Origin of the sequence: Enterovirga sp., assembly GCF_035325185.1 — a bacterium.
In the GTDB taxonomy this organism is placed as follows: Bacteria; Pseudomonadota; Alphaproteobacteria; order Rhizobiales; family Beijerinckiaceae; genus Enterovirga.
On record NZ_DAOLAJ010000032.1, the window covers coordinates 1 to 18035 of the forward strand.

The window sequence follows — 18035 nt, forward strand, 5'->3', positions numbered from 1 at the left end:
CCTGACCGTCTCCCGGCTCACCGTCGCCGCCAGCCTCATCGGAGACCTCGCCAAGACATGAGCGGAGAAGAAGGCGGTCTGCGGCTGACGCTCGGCGAGGTCTACGATACCTCGCGGGCGATCCTGCTGGAGCATGGCTTCGCAGAGCGGCACGCCGCGGCGATCTCGCGCACGATCCGGGCGGCGGAGGGGGACGAGTGCCATCATCACGGGCTCTTCCGCCTTCCCTTCTACGTGAACGCGCTGAAGGCCGGGCAAGCCTCGCCCGATGCCGAGCCGACCCTGAGCCGGCCCGCGCCGGGGCTCGTGCGGATCGACGCGCATTTCGGCTTCATTCCTCTCGCGCTCGAACAGGGGGCGGAGCCGCTGGCGGAACTCGCGGCCTCGCAGGGCATCGCCGCGCTCGCCGTCAACAACGCCCACAACGTCGGGCCGCTCTGGCCCGAGGTCGAGCGCCTCGCCGGGCGCGGGCTCGTCGCCTTTGCCTTCACCTCGGCGACCGCCACCGTCGCGCCCTGGGGCGGGACCCGCCCCCTCTTCGGCACCAATCCGATGGCCTTCGGCTGGCCGCGTCCCGAAGGGCCGCCGCTGGTCTTCGACCAGGCGTCGAGCGCGAGCGCGCGCGGCGAGATCCAGATCCGCCTGCGCGACGGCAGGACCCTGCCCGAAGGCTGGGCGATCGGGCCGGATGGGCGCCCGACCTCCGATCCGGCCACGGCGCTGGCGGGAGCCCAGCTTCCCTTCGGTGGGCCGAAAGGGTCCTCCATCGCCCTGATGATCGAGCTGCTCGCAGGGCCGCTGATCGGCGACGTCCTGAGCTTCGAGGCGGGAGAACGCGACAAGGCCGGGACGGGTGCGCCCTGCGGGGGCGAACTGGTCCTGGCGCTCGACCCGGCTCGCCTTGCCCCTGGCGGCGACCGCGGGGCCCCGCTCCGCCATGGCGAGAAGCTGTTCGAGCGCATCCTCGCGCAGGAGGGCACTCGCCTGCCCTCCGCCCGCCGCTACGCCGCGCGGGCCCGGACCGCGCGCGAGGGCATCGCGATCCCCCCGGGCCTGCGCGACACCCTGCGGGGCCTCGGCGCCGCTCTCTGACACGAAATCCAACGAGTCGGGACGGCCCGTTCCCTCACCACCAGTGCCATGGCCGGGACAAGCCCGGCCGCGGCAACCAGGAGAAAGCAATCGCGGGCCACTGCCGAAAGGGACGGCAGGGCTGCCTCGTCCGCGAGCATCCGCGAGCCCGCCTCCACCAAGGCCCGGCATCACGCGACGGCGGCTCAAGAATCGGCGTGACAAGGGAAGAAAACGGGTCCTTAATCATGCTGGCGCCGTGGCGATACCCGGGCGGGAGAGGTTCATGCAAAGCCGGCTGACCACCTATATCTTCGTCGGCATGATCCTCGGGATCCTGGTGGGCTGGGCGTGCAGCACGGCCTTCCCGGACACGCAGACCGCCAAGACCATCGCCGGCTACATCTCCCTCGTCAGCGACATCTTCCTGCGGCTGATCAAGATGATCATCGCGCCGCTCGTCTTCTCCACCCTCGTCGTCGGCATCGCGCATATGGGCGACACGGCCTCGGTCGGCCGGGTCGGCGCCAAGGCGCTCGCCTGGTTCGTCAGCGCCTCCTTCGTCTCGCTGCTGCTCGGCCTCGTGATGGTCAACCTGCTCCAGCCCGGCGCGAACCTGAACCTGCCGCTGCCGGACGTCTCGGCCTCGACCAACCTCAAGGCCAGCTCGCTCTCGCTCAAGGAATTCGTTACCCATCTCGTGCCGCGAAGCGTGGTCGAGGCGATGGCGCAGAACGAGATCCTTCAGATCGTCGTCTTCTCCATCTTCTTCGGCGTCGGGCTCGCCTCGCTCGGCGAGAAGGGCAAGTTCCTCGCCGAGGGCGTCGAGGGCCTCGCCGACGTCATGCTGCGGATCACGGGCTACGTCATGAAGTTCGCGCCCGTCGCCGTCTTCGCTGCGATGGCCGCCACGATCACGACGCAGGGCATCGGCGTCCTGTTCACCTATGCCAAGTTCATGCTCTACTTCTATTTCAGCCTGGCGATCCTGTGGGGCCTGCTCATCGTCGCCGGCTATTTCGTGGTGGGCAGCCATATCGGCCGGCTGATCAACGCCGTGAAGGAGCCCTTCATCCTCGCCTTTTCGACAGCTTCGAGCGAGGCCGCCTATCCCAAGACGCTGGAGAACCTGGAGCGCTTCGGCATCCCGAACAAGATCACCAGCTTCGTCCTGCCGATGGGCTATTCGTTCAACCTCGACGGCTCGATGATGTACTGCACCTTCGCGACGATCTTCATCGCGCAGGCCTACGGCATCCCGCTGACCTGGGGGCAGGAATTCACCATGCTGCTCCTGCTCATGGTGACCTCGAAGGGCATGGCCGGCGTGCCCCGCGCCTCGCTGGTGGTGATCTCCGCGACGCTCTCGACCTTCAACATCCCCGAGGCGGGCCTCCTGCTCATCATCGGCATCGACCAGTTCCTCGACATGGGCCGCTCGGCGACCAACGTCATCGGCAACGCGGTCGCGACCGCCGCGGTCGCCAAATGGGAGGGCCAGCTCAAGCTGACCGACCAGCGGATCGACCGCGCGCTCGACAACGCCGTCCCGATGCCGGCCGGCGATTGAGGGCGCCATGGCCGGAACCTTCCTGCGGCTCCTGGCAGCCCTTCTCCTCGCGGCGGCCACGGGGCTTTCCGCCCGTGCGGCGGACGAGCTGACGGGCACCCTTAAGAAGGCGCAGGCGAGCGGCACGGTGACCATCGGATACCGCGAAAGTTCGCTACCCTTCTCCTACCTTCCCGGCGGGGCCGGCCAGCCGATCGGCTACGCCATCGACCTCTGCCGCGAGATCGTCGACGACATGTCGAAGGCGCTCGGCAGGGATCTCGCCATCCGCTTCGAGCCGGTCACCTCCGCCTCGCGCCTCGACGCCGTCGCCTCGGGCAAGGTCGATCTCGAATGCGGCTCGACCACGGCGAATGCAGAGCGCCGCAAGGTGGTCGATTTCTCCCCGGTCACCTTCATCAGCGCGACGAAGCTCATGGTGAAGGCGGGCGGACCCATCAAGTCCTATCGCGACCTCGGCGGGAAGACGGTGGTGGTGACCGAAGGAACCACCAACGAGGAGGCCGTCCGCGCGATCGCCGCGCGGCTCAAGATGTCGGTCGACATCATCAAGGGCCGCGACCACGCCGATTCCTTCCAGAAGCTGGTTTCCGGGGAGGCCCAGGCCCTCGCGCTCGACGACGTGCTGCTCTACGGTCTCAGGGCCGCGGCCGGGCCGGCCGGGAACGCCTATGCGATCCTGCCCTCCGCTCTCTCCTACGAGCCCTACGGCATCGCCTTCCGCAAGGACGATCCCCAGCTCGCCGACCTCGTCAAGGCGACCTTCGTGCGGCTGGCGGAATCGCGGGAGGCGATCTGGATCTACGATCGCTGGTTCAGGCGGCGCCTGCCCACCGGGGAGCGGCTGAACATCCCCATGTCGGACGAGCTGATGCATTTCTGGGAAATGCTGGGTCTTCCGCCGGATTAGACGCTACCCTCGCGGTCCCGGCCGCCGGAGCTTCCGTTTTCCGCCCGGCATGGCAGGATGGCGGCTTCGGCGAGGGGAACTTGGACATGACGGGAACTGGCACGGGCGCGATCGCTCCTGCGGCTGCGATTCTTGCGTTTCTGGCGGCCGCATCGCCCTGTCTCGCGCAGGCCGAGGCGGGGGAGGAGGCGATGCAGGCCCTTCCCGGGCCGGCCTACGAGGCGGCCCGCGCCGCCTTCGAGGCGCTGCCCGAAGCCGACCGGATCGCGATCCAGGACGCGCTCGTCTGGACGGGGGATTACGCCTCGACCGCCGATGGCAGCTTCGGGCCGCGCAGCTTCGAGGCCATCCAGGCATGGCAGCGGCGCACCAGGCGGCCCGCCAGCGGCATCCTGGACCGCCCCTCCCTGAGCGCCCTCTCCGCCGCGGCCGGGCGGGCGAAGGCGGCGGCCGGATTCGCCCTCGTGGCCGATCCGGCCTCGGGGGTCCGCATCGGCATCCCGCAGAAGCTGCTGCCCAAGCGAAGCCCGAACACGATCGGAGGCACACGCTACCAGTCCGCCGACGAGCGGGTGACGCTCGACACCCGCTCCCAGCCCGGGAGCCCGGACGAATTGCGCGGCCTCTACGAGCGCAACATCGCCATCCGCACGGCGGGCCGCAACGTCACCTACCGGCTGGCGCGGCCCGATTTCTTCGTCATCGCGGGGGAGACGGCCGGCGGCCGCTTCTATTCGCGCTACGCCCAGGGCGAGGGCGCCATCCGCGGCTTCTCGATCGGCTACGACAAGGCGCTGGCCGGCGATTTCGACCGGATCACGGTCGCGATCGCCAACAGCTTCCAGCCCTTCGGCAAGGCCGTGGAGCCGGGCCTGATGGCGGAGCGCCCGCCCCCTCCCCCGAGGCCTGCGGCATCCGCCACGGGATTCGCGCTGACCGGCCTCGCTGTGGCGCCACGCCGGGTGCTCGCGCCGACCGCGGCTCTGGACGCCTGCCCGGAGCCGCGCATCGAGGGCGCGGCCGCGCGTATCGTCTCGAAATCCCGCGACCTCGCGATAATCGAGCCGGCAAGCGTCCGCCGCCCGGCGCCTCTGCGCTTTGCGTCGGGATCGCCGGAAGGGTCGGGCCTCGTCGCCTTCTTCGCCGCGAGCGAAGGCGGGCGGGCCGTCGTGACGCCGGCGGAATTCGTGGCGGAGGGCCGGCTCGTGGCCCCGCTCCAGGAGGGGGCTGCCGGCGCGGTCGTGCTCGACCGGACGGGCGCGGCCGGGGGCATGATCGGATCGCCGCCCCTCGGCCGGCGCATGGTGGGGGGCCCCCTCCCGCCGGCCGCCTATCCCTTCATCGGCGCCGCGCCGATGAAGGACGCGGCAGGCCTGCAGTCCGCTCCGAGCCTGCAGCCGACGCAGCCTGGGCAAGGCCCGGCTCCAGCCGGATCGGCGGCGGCCATTCTCCCCTCCCTCGTGCGGATCGAGTGTTCCGGCCAACCCCCGCGCTCGGCCGAGCCGCCGGGCATCCGCCTGCCGGCCGGCCGCCCCTGAGCCAGAGCAGAGAGAGAGAGCCAGGAGAAGGATCGTCGAAGGATGAGCGCGTGTCGGCGATATTATCGTGTCAGCTTTGCCTCGGGGCTTGGGATCGGAATGAAAGTCGGGCCATGGCGTGACCAGATTATCTGGATTATCCCTTCTTTCATTACCATTGCTTCGCCCCAAAGCTAAATATTCACTAGACTAATAGAGCGAAGCAAGTATTATCTTTAATGCAGATACTAATATTTTCAGCATGAAATTTTGTATTTATTGTTGTTTATGTGCTTATATTTGATGAATTGTTCTACACCTATGCCGAAGCAGCCGCATCTCCTCCCAAGGATACGACTGCGGGAGTTTCCGATCGTGGCTCATATGGGGGATTTATCGGGCATAGGCTCCGGCATAGGTGCCGTCCGCGATACTCCTCATGATGTCTGCTTCACGCGCCTCCTGGGCGCGCACCGCCTCGAGCAGGGCGGGGGCGATCGCCTGGGGAAAGGCGACGACGCCATCGGCATCTCCGACGACGATATCCTCCGGGCTCACCACCATCCCGCCCACCGAAACCGGAACATTGATGTCTCCCGGTCCATTCTTATAGGGCCCGCGATGGATGGCTGCCCGCGCGAAAATCGGAAGATCGAGCACCGCCAGCGCCGACGCGTCGCGGATGGCGCCGTCGAGGACAAATCCCGCCGCCCCGCGGCTCAAGGCGATGTTCGCCATGATCTCTCCGACCAGCGCGCGGGATATATCGCCGCCGCCGTCGACGACGATCACATGACCGGGCCGCACGAGGTCGAGCGCCTTGTGGATCATGCGATTGTCGCCCGCCGCGGTGCGAACCGTCAGCGCCGTCCCGACCATGGTCCGTCCGTGCCCGTGAAAGGGGCGCAAGCCGACGCATCCGGGGAGCCGCGAGAGATTGTCGCTGATGACCGCGGTTGCCGCGCTTCGGAACGCCTCGATCAGGGCTCCATCGGCGCCGCCGCTGCTTCCGCCAGTCTCTCCCGAACCCGCCATGAACCAGTCTCCGCCCAACCCAAGGATTTCAGCCGCGGACCATTTGCACTCCTTTCGGCGCAAAAGATCAAATATCGTTTTGCACAAATCGATATGCCGAAAGTGTATGTCTTCGAATTTTTGGTGGTGTTTCCGGCGCCGGGAACGTCGGATTGCCGCGACAGGTCAACTCCGTCCGCCGCTGGCGCCCATGCCAGGGAGCGCGCATGCGGGCTTGCCGGCGGTGAAACCTGCCGAATGCGGCCGCGTAGCGAGAAAAAGCCTCGTCGGGAGCTATTATAGATGACTCGGAGGGCCGCCCGGCCTCCGCGGAGAATCCAGAGGGGCACGATCGATTTCCGGCTGATCCGGCAACTTTGGATGTTTCTTGCCGTCGCCGAAGAACAGCCCTTTGGCAGGGCGGCGCCCCGCCTCCGCATTTCGCAGCCGCCGTTGACGGAACAGATCAAGGTGCTGGAACATGCACTCAAGCTTCAGTCGTTCGAACGGTCGCGGCGTGGAACGAAGCTCAGTCCGGCCGGCACCGCGTTGCTGCCGGGGGTGCCGCAATTCGCGGAACAGGTCGAACGTCTGGAAAGCGTCATTCGGGAGATCGCGGCAGGACAATCGGGCGTCCTTCACATCGGCGCGATGACTTCGGCCATGAGGGCCCGCGCCGCCGACATCCGCAACCTGACACTTCCAGGGCAGGTCAGCCGCCTTGGAACGTGTGCTTTACTCTCTCTTGAGCCCGCGGTGCCGGCTCTGATCTGATCTTCGCATCGCAGCTATGGCGACACGAAAACATACATGCTTTGGGTCCCGATGATATTCCACTCGGATCGTCCAAGGAGCCCCCATCGGATGACACAGACGCCCCTGCTCGATCGGCTTGCCGCCCTCGATACCAACACGGTCTCGGGCGCCCTTGATTTCCTCGGGCTTCCCGGCGCGACCTGCGGGCTGCGGCCGCTCTGGGATTGTCCGAAGATCGTCGGACGGGCGAGCATCGTTCAGCTCGGGCCGAAACAGGATGCCGCGCCGACGGTCCACCTGATCTCGCCGGTCATCGCCCGGATCGCGACGGACGATCGGGTCCTCGTCATCGCCGGCGGCAAGGACGGGGTGTCGTGCCGGGGCGGCATCCATATGTCGAGCCCGCCGAGCGGGATGCCGGGACAGGTGCCGTATCGCGACCAGAGCGGCTTCATGGTGCGGACCTTGGACAGGTCGCGCCCGATCTCCGAGTCGCGCCGGGACTCCCCCTAGTCGGCGAGTTCGCGAGGAGGCGGTCGAGGCAGGGCGGATCGGTGAGGCCCCCGACAGGATATGCATATCGATCCGGACGGTTGCCCGGAACGAAGAGCGCGGCTGTAAAGTCAAACGTCGTGCTCACGACCATGCAGCTTCCGCAATCATGCAGAGCGGACCAGTCTGCTTGGCTGTCCAGAGCTTGAGCCCGTCGGCCGTCTCGATCGCGTGCAGCGCGAAGGCATCGTCGTCGAAGAGGGGCGAGAGGCCGCGGAAGCTGAAACGCGCCGGCGGGGTTCCGCGCAGTTCGCCGGCATAGTTGCACAGGAGCGCCGCCTGCATCGGCCCGTGCACGATCAGCCCCGGATAGCCCTCGATTTCGGTCACGTAGCGGCGGTCGTAATGGATGCGGTGGCCGTTGAAGGTGAGCGCCGAGTAGCGAAACAGGAGGGGCGCCTCGGCCTTCATCGGGCGCTGGTGGACGCCCTGCTCGGCCGCCGGCGGCGCCTTGGCGGTCCCTCCGGGAGGATCGAGATCGCGATAGACGATGTCCTGCCGCTCCTCGACCACGAGCCAGCCGCCCGCCTCCACGCGATGCCGGACGGTGACGAAGCAGAGCACGCCGGTGCGGCCCCGCTTGAGCGCGACATCCTCGATGCGCGAGATGCGCCGCGCCTCGTCGCCGACCCGGAGGTCGCCGTGGAAGACGAAGGCACCGCCGGCCCACATGCGCCGCGGCAGCGGCACCGGCGGGAGGAAGCCGCCGCGCTGCGGATGCCCGTCCGGTCCGAGCCGGGCGGTCGGCGCCGCCGGCTGGGCGAGGCAGAAATGGATCAGGCGCGGGACGGTCTCGCCCTGTCTCGGCGCCTCGCCCGGCAGGTCGAGCGTCGCGTGGTACTTGCGAGCGAGATCCTCCGTCACGAGGTCGGTGCCGATGTCCTCGCGGCCGATCCACGAGCGCAGATGATCGATGTCGAGCATGGGGGATGTCGTCATGATGCTTGCCTCTGTTCGATCGCCCAGGGCTCGCCGATGGCTGGGGCCTGGCCGCAATCGCGTGTCTCCCCGATCACGATCGGGGCCGGGAAGGCGACCGGGCCTGCCGGCATGTCGACCCTGATCCGGCGCAGATGCGGATGCGCCGACAAGGCCGCCATGTCGTTGACGGAGGCGAAGGCGGCATCTGCCCGCGTCAGGAGATCGACGGCCTCGCCGAGGCGGGCGAAGGCGGCGGCGACGAGGGCGGCGGGCGTCGCCCGGTTGCGCATGCGCCCGACATTGCTCGGGAAGCGCTCGTTGGCCGCGAGCGCCGGATCGCCCAGGAACACGGTGCAGAACTTCATCCATTCGCGCTCGCTCTGGATCGAGATCAGGATCCGCCGACCGTCACGCGTGGCGAAAACGCCATAGGGGGAGACCGAGGGATGGGCGAGGCCGATGCGCCCCGGCGACTTGCCGCTCTCGTGATTCAGCAGCGGCACCGTCAGCCAGCCGGCCAGGACGTCGAACATCGAGACGCGGATATCGGCGCCTTCGCCCGTGACGCCCCGCGCAATCAGCGTTTCGAGGGTCGCGGCATGGGCCGTCGCGATATCGACGAGGGAGATGCCGACCCCCGCCGGTGATCGAGGACAATCCGGACTTGGCCTGGGCCAGGAGGTCATAGGCCTCGCGCTCCGCCAGCGGTCCCTGCTCGCCACAGCCGCTGATCGAGCACAGGATCAGACGAGGAGGCCTCTTGCGCAACTCGTCCGGGCCGATCGGCGCGCCAGGTCATGACTATCAGCAGGGGAAGCGGGCGCAGGATTGCAGCGCGCGCGTGTTGATGCAGTTCCCGACGCCGCTCGACTGCATGAGAAGCGCGCCGCGCTCGCCCCCGAGCCAGGCGCCCGCAAGATAGCCGATCCCCTCCTCCTCGGTCGTCAGCACCACCGCCTGGACCTCGCTGTCGGCCTCGGCCAGCCGGAGCGCGGTCGAATGGCCCGCATCCGGCACGTAGACGATGTACTTCACGCCATGATCCTTCAGGACGCGGAAGACGTCGCCTTGCCAACCTTCCTCTGGCGATTGCTCGGTTTCCATGTCGTATTCCCCGGGCCCCGGAGTATAGTCACAGCCGGTACTACCGGTTGCGAGCCGACAAGGCGAATAGCGAATTCGCGTTCTGGTATTCCGATTTGATAGGGAGCCGTGACGCCGCAGGTCCGCCATCGCCGGGACATGGGCGAAGAAATAGGGCTCGATCCCGGACCAAGGCGATCCCCGGCGCAAGTCCTTCGACATGCACGCCAGGAACGGCTCAGCGGGCACCGTCCATACCGACCGCCCAGGCGGCCCGCCCGGCAGGGCCGTTCGCCGAGCGCTTACAACTTGCGCTTGATCGCAACTACAACCTATCACATTGTGAAGCTGGCGGCGCGCGGCAGGGCGACCGTGAGCTTGGGCAGATGATGCGGGTGCGTGCGACGACATGGCGGTTAATGAAGCGCAGAAGTCGCGGGTTCTCGGCCGGCTCAAACACATTATCGAGGCCTATGACGACAGCTACTTCCTGATCGTCCTGGGAGCTGGCGTCTCCGCCGCTGCAACCGCTTCGGCGACAACCGGGCCGCACAAGTGCTCCACCTGGGCCGGCCTCGTGAAACATGCACTGCAGCACCTGCTCAGCGACCAAGCGACACCAGGGTTGGCCCAGGATCTCCATCTCATGGTTCGCCTGCGGGGAGCGCTTGCGACGCTCGAAGCGGGGAGCTTCACGGCGTCGGCTCTGACGGAATTTGCTGACTGGGTGATTGAAGGGTTCGACAAGCAATCCCCTACTGTAAAGGGCAGTGAATATTGCCTTCAATGGATTAATCAGACGATTTCCCTGCTTACGGTTGTCGACCCGACGATCTTCGAATCCATCGGCCACTTGATTGACGGCCTTGGTCCGCGCCGCGTCATCCTGGCGACCACCAACTACGACCGATTGGCCGCCGATCACTTCCAGCGCGAGCCGATCTGTCTCAAGGATGACACTCCGAGCCTGCCCTCTTTGATCGCCGACCCGCGCCGATATGTGGTCCACCTTCACGGTCGCTACGACTGGCGCGGCGAGAGTATCTTTTCCAAGACCCAGTACACGAATTTATGCAAGCGCAATGCACAGGCTGGCTCGGAAGCTGCGATGTTGTTCCAGCGCTGCGTCCCCATTCTCATCGGCTGCGGCGAAGGCCTCTTCGACGAGGATATCTCGCCCTTGCTCGCCGCTCGCGTCCGGTCGTCGCAGCGGCATGATCTCGACGCCCTCGCCATAGTGGACTGGACGGTGCACGGCCCGCGGCCCGCCCCATACGGATGCGGTCTCTATCTGTTTGGCGAGAGCTACCCCGACCTTCCGTGCTTCATCGCTTCCGTCGCCGAACAGCTTCCCGCGCAGCAACGCAATGATAAAAGCAACCTTCGCTGCTATGTCGAAGACATCCTGCATCTTCAGGCGAACGTGCGCATTCCCCCTGTTCGCGTGAAAGAGCGGCGGCTGACCGAAATCCCGCTCGTGGGCTTTTTCGGCAGCGTTCACCGCGAACCCGTGCCGCAGATCGAAATGCTCGCTGGCGCCTCCAGCGTAGCGCGCTCACAACTGGACCCCTTTGCGCGAGGGGGTGAGGCCGCCGCCCTGAGCGGGCAGCCGGGCGGCCCGAAGGTGGCGTCGACGGCGCCGCTGGAGGAGCCGTTTTCCCTCATTCTTGGGGATCCCGGCTCGGGGAAGACCTCGCTGGTTCGGCTGCTCGTCCGAGAGGCGGCCGAGCAGTTCCTGACAGAGGAGAAGACCGGGGGCGGCCGCCTTCCGCTGGTCATTCAGATCTCAGAATTCCACCGCAGCCGCGGACCCGATGGCGAACGCGGCTCGTTCCAGACCCGGCTGCGGGACAACCTCTGCGCTGCCATTCCCGAGTGGAAGAACGACCCTGCGAAAGCAACCGCCGTCCTCACCGATCTCGCGCGCTCGGGTCGACTGCTCATCGTCCTTGATGGCCTGGACGAAGTCTCCGATCCATCCGACCGCCAGGTGATCGTGGCCGAGGCCGAACGGTTGGCCCATTGGCTTCGCGCGTCGGAGGCGGATTCTTTCCTCTCGGGCCTGGATCTCCACCAACAGTCCGACGAAGTCCAGCGCTGGCGGGAGCTCTGGTCGAGCCGCACCGGTCCGCTGCAGAACCGCATCCTGGTGACCAGCAGGGTCAGTGGCTACCTTAATGCCCCGATCACGAGCGAGGATCTTAGAGTCTTCGCCCTCGGCCGCATGGACGAGCCTCAGCTGCTGGCGTTCTTCAAGTCCTTCTTCGACACCGCGACGCTCGCAAATCCGGATCTTGCCGATATCTTCGCCCACATCGCGGTCCGGTTGCCCGAGGAATTCGAGGCCTCGCAACTGCGTGATCTGAAGACCACGCCGTTGCTCGCGGCGATGATCATCGGCGTCTTCTGCGCCGACAATGCCTTGCCGCGGGACGAAATCGGGCTGTTCGAAAGGGTGAGCGAACTGTCCTGCGACCATGCGGCCGAACTCATGGCCGCGGACGAGACGCTCGCCCCGCCCCCCGATCGCGGCTTCGTGATGGAGGCGCTGGGACGCGCCGCCTTCCACGTGTTCGATACGGATCTCAACGGCGATCTCATTTCGCTTCACGACCTCGAACGGTCGATCGGAGAGATGGCGCCTGCGGGCGTTGGCGACCGGGCGCTGTTTGCGAGACAGGTGAGCGGCGCGATTGCGAACGACTTCGGGCTGCTGCAGCAGAAGACCCAACAGCTGTTCGGGTTTGTTCACCGCGGTCTTCAGGAATACCTCTGCGGGCGTCATGTGGCGCATCTCCCGCTCCGGTCTGATGCGATCATAGGGGGGTTGGCCCGACGCCCGGGCTCGACCCAGCCGGTTCGCTTCGCCGTAATCCTGCGCTTGAAGGACAGGGGTCGAAGCGCGGCGCCCCTGGCTCGCGAAATGCAGAGGGTGTCGGCGAACTACAACGGCGCCCGGCCATGGGTATTGTTCCTTGAGGCTCTCGGAGAGGCCGACGACCTGAGTTGTGACCTCGTCGCGACCGTGGCCGAGCTGCACCTCGATTTTGTGAGTCGCCTGGCGCCGTTGCTGGAGCGGCCACAAGCTCATCCGCCGCTTCGACGGGCATTGGTCAAGCTCACTCAAAAGCCAAGCTTCAATCCAGCCTTCAACGCAGTCATCGCCAATGGTCTGCGACAGGCGCGAGAAGATCGGTCTCGCGCTCGAGCCGCCGCCGCGGTTTGCGAGGCGATGGACCTCACCGACGTCGCAGTGCTCGGCGCGTTGGCCGATGCTTGGCAATGGGCGGCAAGCGACGCCGCCTACATCCGAGCCATCCTGCGCCGACGCGTCACCGCCGTCAGCGTGACTCAGGAAGCCAGCCGATGACCGGGGAGACGCTGAAGCATTTCCTGCGCAAGGATGGAAAAGGGATCACCGCAACCGCGGATCCCCGCTGGCTGAGGGTCCTCGCCGCCCTCGCCGGCGGCTATGCGGATCTCGGCGCCATGGAGCAGATCAAGCGCGACACTGCGATCGCCCGTTACCTCCAGGCCGAAGACAATGTTCGACGGGAAAGCGAGAGCACGCTCCCGTGGCACTTCCGGGAGCTTATCCATTCCGAGGACGCGATCTATGCGCTGGCTGTCCATCTCGATACGGCGCCCGCCGAGAAAAAGCTGACAGCGAACCCGGAATTTTCGTCCCGCTTCCGGCCCGAATTTCTCTGGCGCGAGCCTCTCCTGGCCAAGGAAATCGTCGAGGTGCTGCGAGCCGATCGAACGCCCGCGTCTCTGATCGTGGCCGATTCCGGCGAGGCAGTTGCGGCCGAGCGATGGATCGCAGGCCTGATGCTTGGCCTGCGCCCGACGGCTGCACCCGGCGATCCGGAAGCGGCGTTGCTTGAAAGGGCGGCGGATGATTTGCAGGACGCCGCCTTCCGGGCTCTGCACAGCTTGATGTCCGAGAAGAAACTCCCGGATCTGCCCGACGTGGAGCTGGCGGTTTTTTTTGACGCGGTAAGCTCTCTTGCGGGTGAGTTCGACCTCCCGTTGTCCCTGGCTGCTGCGGACAAGACACGAGGCGTCGCCTTCGATGTCTATCTGCGGGAGATGATGGGGCGAGCCTTGTCAGGTCAGGGTGACGACGCTGTCGATCATTTCGCCGTTTCCCTCGATCAACTCGCAAGAGCTGCGATCAAAGCCCTGGCGAAACTCGGAGCCAGCAATGCGTTCGCGGGGTCCAACTCCGAGTTCGACGTTCCTGCGCCGTCGATCTCAAGCAGCGTCGAAGACCTTCCGATGGCTTTGTTCCTGGACATCCTCGATTTTGCGGAACGCTCGCCTCCGGAAATCTCTCTGGTGCGCACCACCGTGCTTGACGAACTTCGTGAACGTCCACCGGCCTGGCTGGGCATGGTGACGTCCGCGACTATGGAGCTCGACGCCCTGGCCGCGCTGGACTGGGGGCAACAGAGTGAAGGGCCAAGGGACGCATTTGAAGTGACCGACGAGCCATCGGATCCGGTGGAGCAACTGGTGGAGCGGGCCCTTCTCGCGCCCGACCCTGGGACCCGCGCGCGAGTGCTGCTGCGGCTCCTCGGGCCCCTGCCCTCGGTTCGCCAGCGCGAGCTCGACGCGATCATCATCGAGGCGATTGAACAGATCTCGGACCCATTCGAAAGGGCGCGCACCTGGGACATGGCGGCGAGCCGGACAAATGATCCGAAGGTCGCGGCAAGCCGCGCACGCCGGGCTCGCTCCGTATCCGGTGTCGCCCCCGGGGAGCGCGCCTGCCTGTTGGCGAGAAATTGCATCTTCCTGCCAGTCGCCGAGCGCGACGCCATGCTTGTCGAAGCCGTGGCGGAGGCCGAGAAAATCCTCGACGCCTGGACCCGCGCGGAGGCGTTGCGCCTCATCCGGCCCTTTGCGCTCCGCTGCCCGAACGCCGCCGCCGCCTTCCGGCAACTGGCATCCAGGCTCAGCCCGATTCTCCTGGCCTATGCCGTGCGCGCTCGCGGCGAGGCCCTGCGGCTCCTGTCCGACCAGGCGACCTACGCCCAAGCCGCCTTCTTCGATGTTCAAGCCATGGCGGCATTGACCGCCTATGCGCTCGCCGTCGACGAGTTGAACCGTTCGGGTCGCGCGTCCCCCGACTTCGCCGCCGTCGAACACGCCGTGGTCACCACTGCGGAGGGCCGCGAGCGTTTCCTGAAACTATTCGAAGGAGCATCGCCGCTGCGTCTGCCCGTTCCGGGAATTCTCGTCTTGCGCGAGCTTCTTGAAGACGGAAAGTCGGACCTTGTCCGAACTATCCTGCAGAAGCTCGGGCAATACCCCATCGGCGCCGCTCCCTTGGCCGTCGAAGCGGCCCCAGAGGGATCGGATCTCGCGGCCGACCTGGTCGGCGCCGCCGCGCTCGGCCTTTCCAAGGCGAATTGCGCCGCCGTCGTGCGTGGGCTCTCGGATGCAGACGACCAAGTCCGAGCGCGCGCCACCAGTCTGCTTCTAGCACCCAGGCTGAACCTGTCGCGTGCGAAGCTTATGGCTGGCAGGCGCTCCTCGACCGTCGGCCTTGAGGTGCTTCTCACGCTGACCCGCGCCACCCTCAAGGCACCGCCTTATGTGCGATTGCGGCTGCTCTGGTACTATGAGGCTACCGTGTTTGACGGACCCCGTCTGGCGGAACAGCTTATCGAGCAGTCACGAGAGGGCTTGGATGACGCCGGGGCGGCGCGGATGCTCATCGGCTGTATCAGCGCCTGCACGCCGAGCTTCTTTCTTACCTTGATCAACCGGGCCGTCGGCCTCAAGGCCGATCCGAAGACCGTCGACCGAGTCCTGCAGTGCGCGGCCCAGGTGGCCCATCGAATGGACTGGCTCTTCGGACTTTTGCCTGGTGATGTTGTCATTCCCGCGCTTCGCGAACTTTCGGCGACGTCGAACGCTGAATTGTTCGATGGCGGGCCGATGGGGCTCGGACGGCTGCTGAGTGAGGAACACCTGAACACCGGCGATCACCTCGATCTCCTCGAGATGATGCGGAGCCGAGGCCTGGTACGGACCTGGCGGCAAATCCTCGCCACAGACGACCCTGTCGCGTCACTGAAGCAGCTTGGAGCGGAATACTTCTCGCGTGGCGAGGCAGACGAGATCCATGAGGATTTTACAAGCGCTGCGGAGATGATTTTGCGCAGCCGCGGCGGCGTGAAGCGCCTGGCGGACACCATTGGCCACATGAACCGCGAGTGGACCCATCATGACGAGGAGGGTGCTTGGCGCCCTGACGACCCGCGAATGACTGCACTATCTTCGCTGATGGTGATCGCCGCCGCCATCGCCAACGAATGGCCGGATACCATGGCCTTGGCCCTGGAGGACGCCGGCGCATTTGCAGCGCTTCCCGAGGTCGCGGAAGGATTTCCGTCCTACCCGGCACGACGCTCGGCGTTTCTCCTCATGCCCTTGGGTTGGCGACGCCGCCGGGCGGTCACCAGCTTGGATGAGCTTTGTGCCATCATTTCCGCGGCACTCGACGTGCCGCATGTCCGGGAGGCCGCTGACCGCGCTGTCGGGCAGATCCGGGAGATCAGCCAAAGGACCTTGAGCAGCGCCTATCGCGACGTTTCGGGCAGTCCGCAGCGGAGCTATGTTTTGGCGCGGGCGCTCATTCGGATCTGCGCTAACGATGGCGTCACGGCGCAATCGTTGAAGGCCGCTCAAGAAACGCTCAGCGACATCATGTTCGGTCGCCTCGGCCCCCAGTTGTTGCTGCACAACACCGTCGCATCGAGCTCGCCACCGCGCTCGACGCTCTCGGAGTTGATCTTCCATCAGGCGGTGTTCAGCGGTGTCTAGACGCTGTTATGGACTGAAATTCCTCGAAGATTCAGTTCGAGGGTCCGGCGCACGATTGCCGGCGTATTCCATCACATCAGCCCGGAACATGCCGATCTCTATTTTCCCGAGATCGGCTTCCGCCGGTCCCAACGCGTTGTCGCAGGGCAGGCCACCCGACCAATTCGACAGTGCGTCCTTCTTGATGACCTTGCTCTCTCCACCGGGATCACCATCGCCCACACACAAAATCCAGAACAGTCACGAATTATATTGATTATCTTCGAATTCGACCGAGGCCCGCGCCTGGATCCCATTCGACGCTAGCATTTGCGTCATAAATTCGATCCATGCCTATAATCTCGCCGCCGGCATTGTTCGGCTTGACCCCGATGTCTTTATGACAACTTGCCGCTACGGAAACTCCACTGGTGTCAAAAACCTGGATGACGGTGGACAGCCCACTCTTGACAATGATGCCGCCGCCGCCTGTCGTGCCTGAGGCCGACCCGCCGACCGGCGTCAGGTCGAACTTGGCACCTGTGGCGTCAGTGACGACCGATAGCTGCGCCCCCGTGTCGATCAGCCACTCCACGCTCTCCGTCTTTTTCATGCCCCACTTGTGGCCCTCCGCGGAACCAACCTGATGCGGACGACGATCGGCGGAACTCGTGCTCGGGCAGGTTAAATTGTCGGGCATACGCGCTCCGCTAGGCCAGATCGAAGCCAATAGGCTCAAAATAGATCATCCGTCCCGGTCTACGGCTCTTTGCATCTTGAAGCAGCGCGTGGATCTCGCGCGCTAAACAACGTTCACCGGCGACGTAACCAACAATCCAACCTAAGTATTCACTCCGCCTGTCGTTAGGTATTTCTGCATCAAATATTTCTTTTTGATCGAGCAGATCGGACCGCTGATCATTGGTCATGCGCCTACCCGCCACCTCGCTCTCGAGCCACTCTCGAAATTCCGCATCTGTCATTTGCGTCGCCTTTTTGACTTGCCGGATGTCGGCTTCAGCCTGTGCACGCCTAGGGGAGCGTCCCGGCGCTCGAGAAGTCTCATTGCCGGGGGGCGGAGCATCTCCATGGCCGTCCGATCTTTCACGATGTCGACATAGGCGCAGAAGAGGCCATCATCGCGAAAGGACGGCATGACCGCATCGAATCTCTCACGAAGATGGCATGCCGCCTCCCGGGTCGATCCGTCGGACGGCAAGTGACCGCGCTCGATCTCGCCAAGAATGCCGACGGCCATGCCGAAGGCGTCGCAAGTGAAAGGCAAGCTTCGCGCCTGGAGTTCACCGATGAACCAGGCTGAGGCATCCGGCCCCAATTCCGCACGTGCTTCGCGACGGCATTGCTCCATCCAGAAGACGACTCCGTCGGGAATGGTTTCAAACCAGCTCGCAAGGTTGCGGGTCCAGCCACTCATCAGGTCGAGCCGGTTCGCCCGCAACAGCAGGGCAGTTCCCACAACAGCCGACAGCGGGGATCTGGCACTGTCCAGGAGCGCGCGCTCGCCGATTGCGGCGGTGCCCTTGGCCTTGAGGACCTTGGCGGCAGCCTGGGCGCTGCGGGCGCGCATTTTGTCCCAGACGGCGGCGACAATTGCGCCCTTGGGGTCGTCTTCCGCCGCCGCCGACAGGAAGCTTGCGAACCTGATGTAGGACGTGCCGATCCGGTCGATCTCGAGCTGGAACGAGCGTGTCACGGGATCGGCGGGAAGGATGGTACTGAAGGAATGTCCGCCGAAGTCGTCAATGGTCAGGAGGTAGCCGACGGGATCGTCATCCTCGCCACGCGCCACGCGGAGATGGGCCTG

The 18035-nt window shown here is 65.6% G+C and carries 14 protein-coding genes and 2 pseudogenes; 9 read left to right on the forward strand and 7 right to left on the reverse strand.

What is annotated here, in order from left to right:
• Positions 1-57 precede the first annotated feature (57 nt).
• The 4 genes from PKD06_RS08540 to PKD06_RS08555 all read left to right on the forward strand — a co-directional run bounded on the left by PKD06_RS08540 (position 58) and on the right by PKD06_RS08555 (position 5089).
• A complete protein-coding gene (locus PKD06_RS08540) occupies positions 58-1092 on the forward strand; it encodes an Ldh family oxidoreductase (protein ID WP_324379512.1) in 1035 nt (344 codons plus the stop codon).
• A 265-nt stretch (positions 1093-1357) separates the two neighbouring features.
• Positions 1358-2641 carry a dicarboxylate/amino acid:cation symporter gene (locus PKD06_RS08545; protein WP_324379514.1) on the forward strand — a complete coding sequence of 428 codons (1284 nt, stop codon included), beginning with the start codon at positions 1358-1360 and terminating at the stop codon, positions 2639-2641.
• A gap of 7 nt (positions 2642-2648) precedes the next feature.
• A complete protein-coding gene (locus tag PKD06_RS08550; protein ID WP_324379516.1) occupies positions 2649-3551 on the forward strand; it encodes an amino acid ABC transporter substrate-binding protein in 903 nt (300 codons plus the stop codon).
• An 86-nt stretch (positions 3552-3637) separates the two neighbouring features.
• On the forward strand, positions 3638-5089 hold the full coding sequence (locus PKD06_RS08555; protein WP_324379518.1) for a peptidoglycan-binding domain-containing protein: 1452 nt from the start codon (positions 3638-3640) through the stop codon (positions 5087-5089).
• A 372-nt stretch (positions 5090-5461) separates the two neighbouring features.
• Here the strand turns inward: PKD06_RS08555 and PKD06_RS08560 are convergent, their stop codons facing one another.
• Positions 5462-6103: an RraA family protein gene (locus tag PKD06_RS08560; RefSeq protein ID WP_324379521.1), complete on the reverse strand. Its 642-nt coding sequence runs from the start codon at positions 6101-6103 to the stop codon at positions 5462-5464.
• A gap of 282 nt (positions 6104-6385) precedes the next feature.
• Here PKD06_RS08560 and PKD06_RS08565 point away from each other — a divergent pair, with 282 nt between their 5' ends.
• Both PKD06_RS08565 and PKD06_RS08570 read left to right on the forward strand, forming a co-directional pair.
• The gene (locus tag PKD06_RS08565) at positions 6386-6856 is read left to right on the forward strand and encodes a LysR family transcriptional regulator (protein WP_324379523.1); all 471 of its coding nucleotides are present in this window, start codon (positions 6386-6388) and stop codon (positions 6854-6856) included.
• Between the two features lie 90 nt (positions 6857-6946).
• Positions 6947-7351, forward strand: coding sequence for a hypothetical protein (locus tag PKD06_RS08570; protein WP_324379525.1), 405 nt, complete (start codon positions 6947-6949; stop codon positions 7349-7351).
• A gap of 123 nt (positions 7352-7474) precedes the next feature.
• Here PKD06_RS08570 and PKD06_RS08575 read toward each other — a convergent pair whose 3' ends face one another.
• From PKD06_RS08575 to PKD06_RS08585, 3 genes and pseudogenes are all read right to left on the reverse strand, one after another.
• Entirely contained in the window at positions 7475-8329 is an 855-nt protein-coding gene (locus PKD06_RS08575; RefSeq protein ID WP_324379527.1) for a MaoC family dehydratase N-terminal domain-containing protein, read from the reverse strand.
• A pseudogene (locus PKD06_RS08580) lies at positions 8326-9085 on the reverse strand (CoA transferase); the annotation flags it as partial. The gene PKD06_RS08575 and the pseudogene PKD06_RS08580, both read right to left, overlap by 4 nt.
• Before the next feature lie 30 nt (positions 9086-9115).
• Positions 9116-9415 carry a hypothetical protein gene (locus tag PKD06_RS08585; protein WP_324379529.1) on the reverse strand — a complete coding sequence of 100 codons (300 nt, stop codon included), beginning with the start codon at positions 9413-9415 and terminating at the stop codon, positions 9116-9118.
• Positions 9416-9803: 388 nt separating this feature from the next.
• Here PKD06_RS08585 and PKD06_RS08590 point away from each other — a divergent pair, with 388 nt between their 5' ends.
• From PKD06_RS08590 to PKD06_RS08600, 3 genes and pseudogenes are all read left to right on the forward strand, one after another.
• Positions 9804-12764 carry an NACHT domain-containing protein gene (locus tag PKD06_RS08590; protein ID WP_324379530.1) on the forward strand — a complete coding sequence of 987 codons (2961 nt, stop codon included), beginning with the start codon at positions 9804-9806 and terminating at the stop codon, positions 12762-12764.
• Positions 12761-16231: a hypothetical protein gene (locus PKD06_RS08595; RefSeq protein ID WP_324379532.1), complete on the forward strand. Its 3471-nt coding sequence runs from the start codon at positions 12761-12763 to the stop codon at positions 16229-16231. Before PKD06_RS08590 ends, PKD06_RS08595 begins: the two co-directional genes overlap by 4 nt.
• A 30-nt stretch (positions 16232-16261) precedes the next feature.
• A pseudogene (locus PKD06_RS08600) lies at positions 16262-16390 on the forward strand (transposase); the annotation flags it as partial.
• A 97-nt stretch (positions 16391-16487) separates the two neighbouring features.
• Here the strand turns inward: PKD06_RS08600 and PKD06_RS08605 are convergent.
• From PKD06_RS08605 to PKD06_RS08615, 3 genes are all read right to left on the reverse strand, one after another.
• On the reverse strand, positions 16488-16823 hold the full coding sequence (locus PKD06_RS08605) for a hypothetical protein (RefSeq protein ID WP_324379534.1): 336 nt from the start codon (positions 16821-16823) through the stop codon (positions 16488-16490).
• Between the two features lie 97 nt (positions 16824-16920).
• Complete coding sequence (locus tag PKD06_RS08610; protein ID WP_324379536.1) at positions 16921-17193, reverse strand: hypothetical protein; 273 nt, start codon at positions 17191-17193, stop codon at positions 16921-16923.
• Positions 17190-18035: hypothetical protein (locus PKD06_RS08615; RefSeq protein WP_324379538.1), on the reverse strand; the 846-nt coding region annotated here is incomplete at its 5' end. The genes PKD06_RS08610 and PKD06_RS08615, both read right to left, overlap by 4 nt.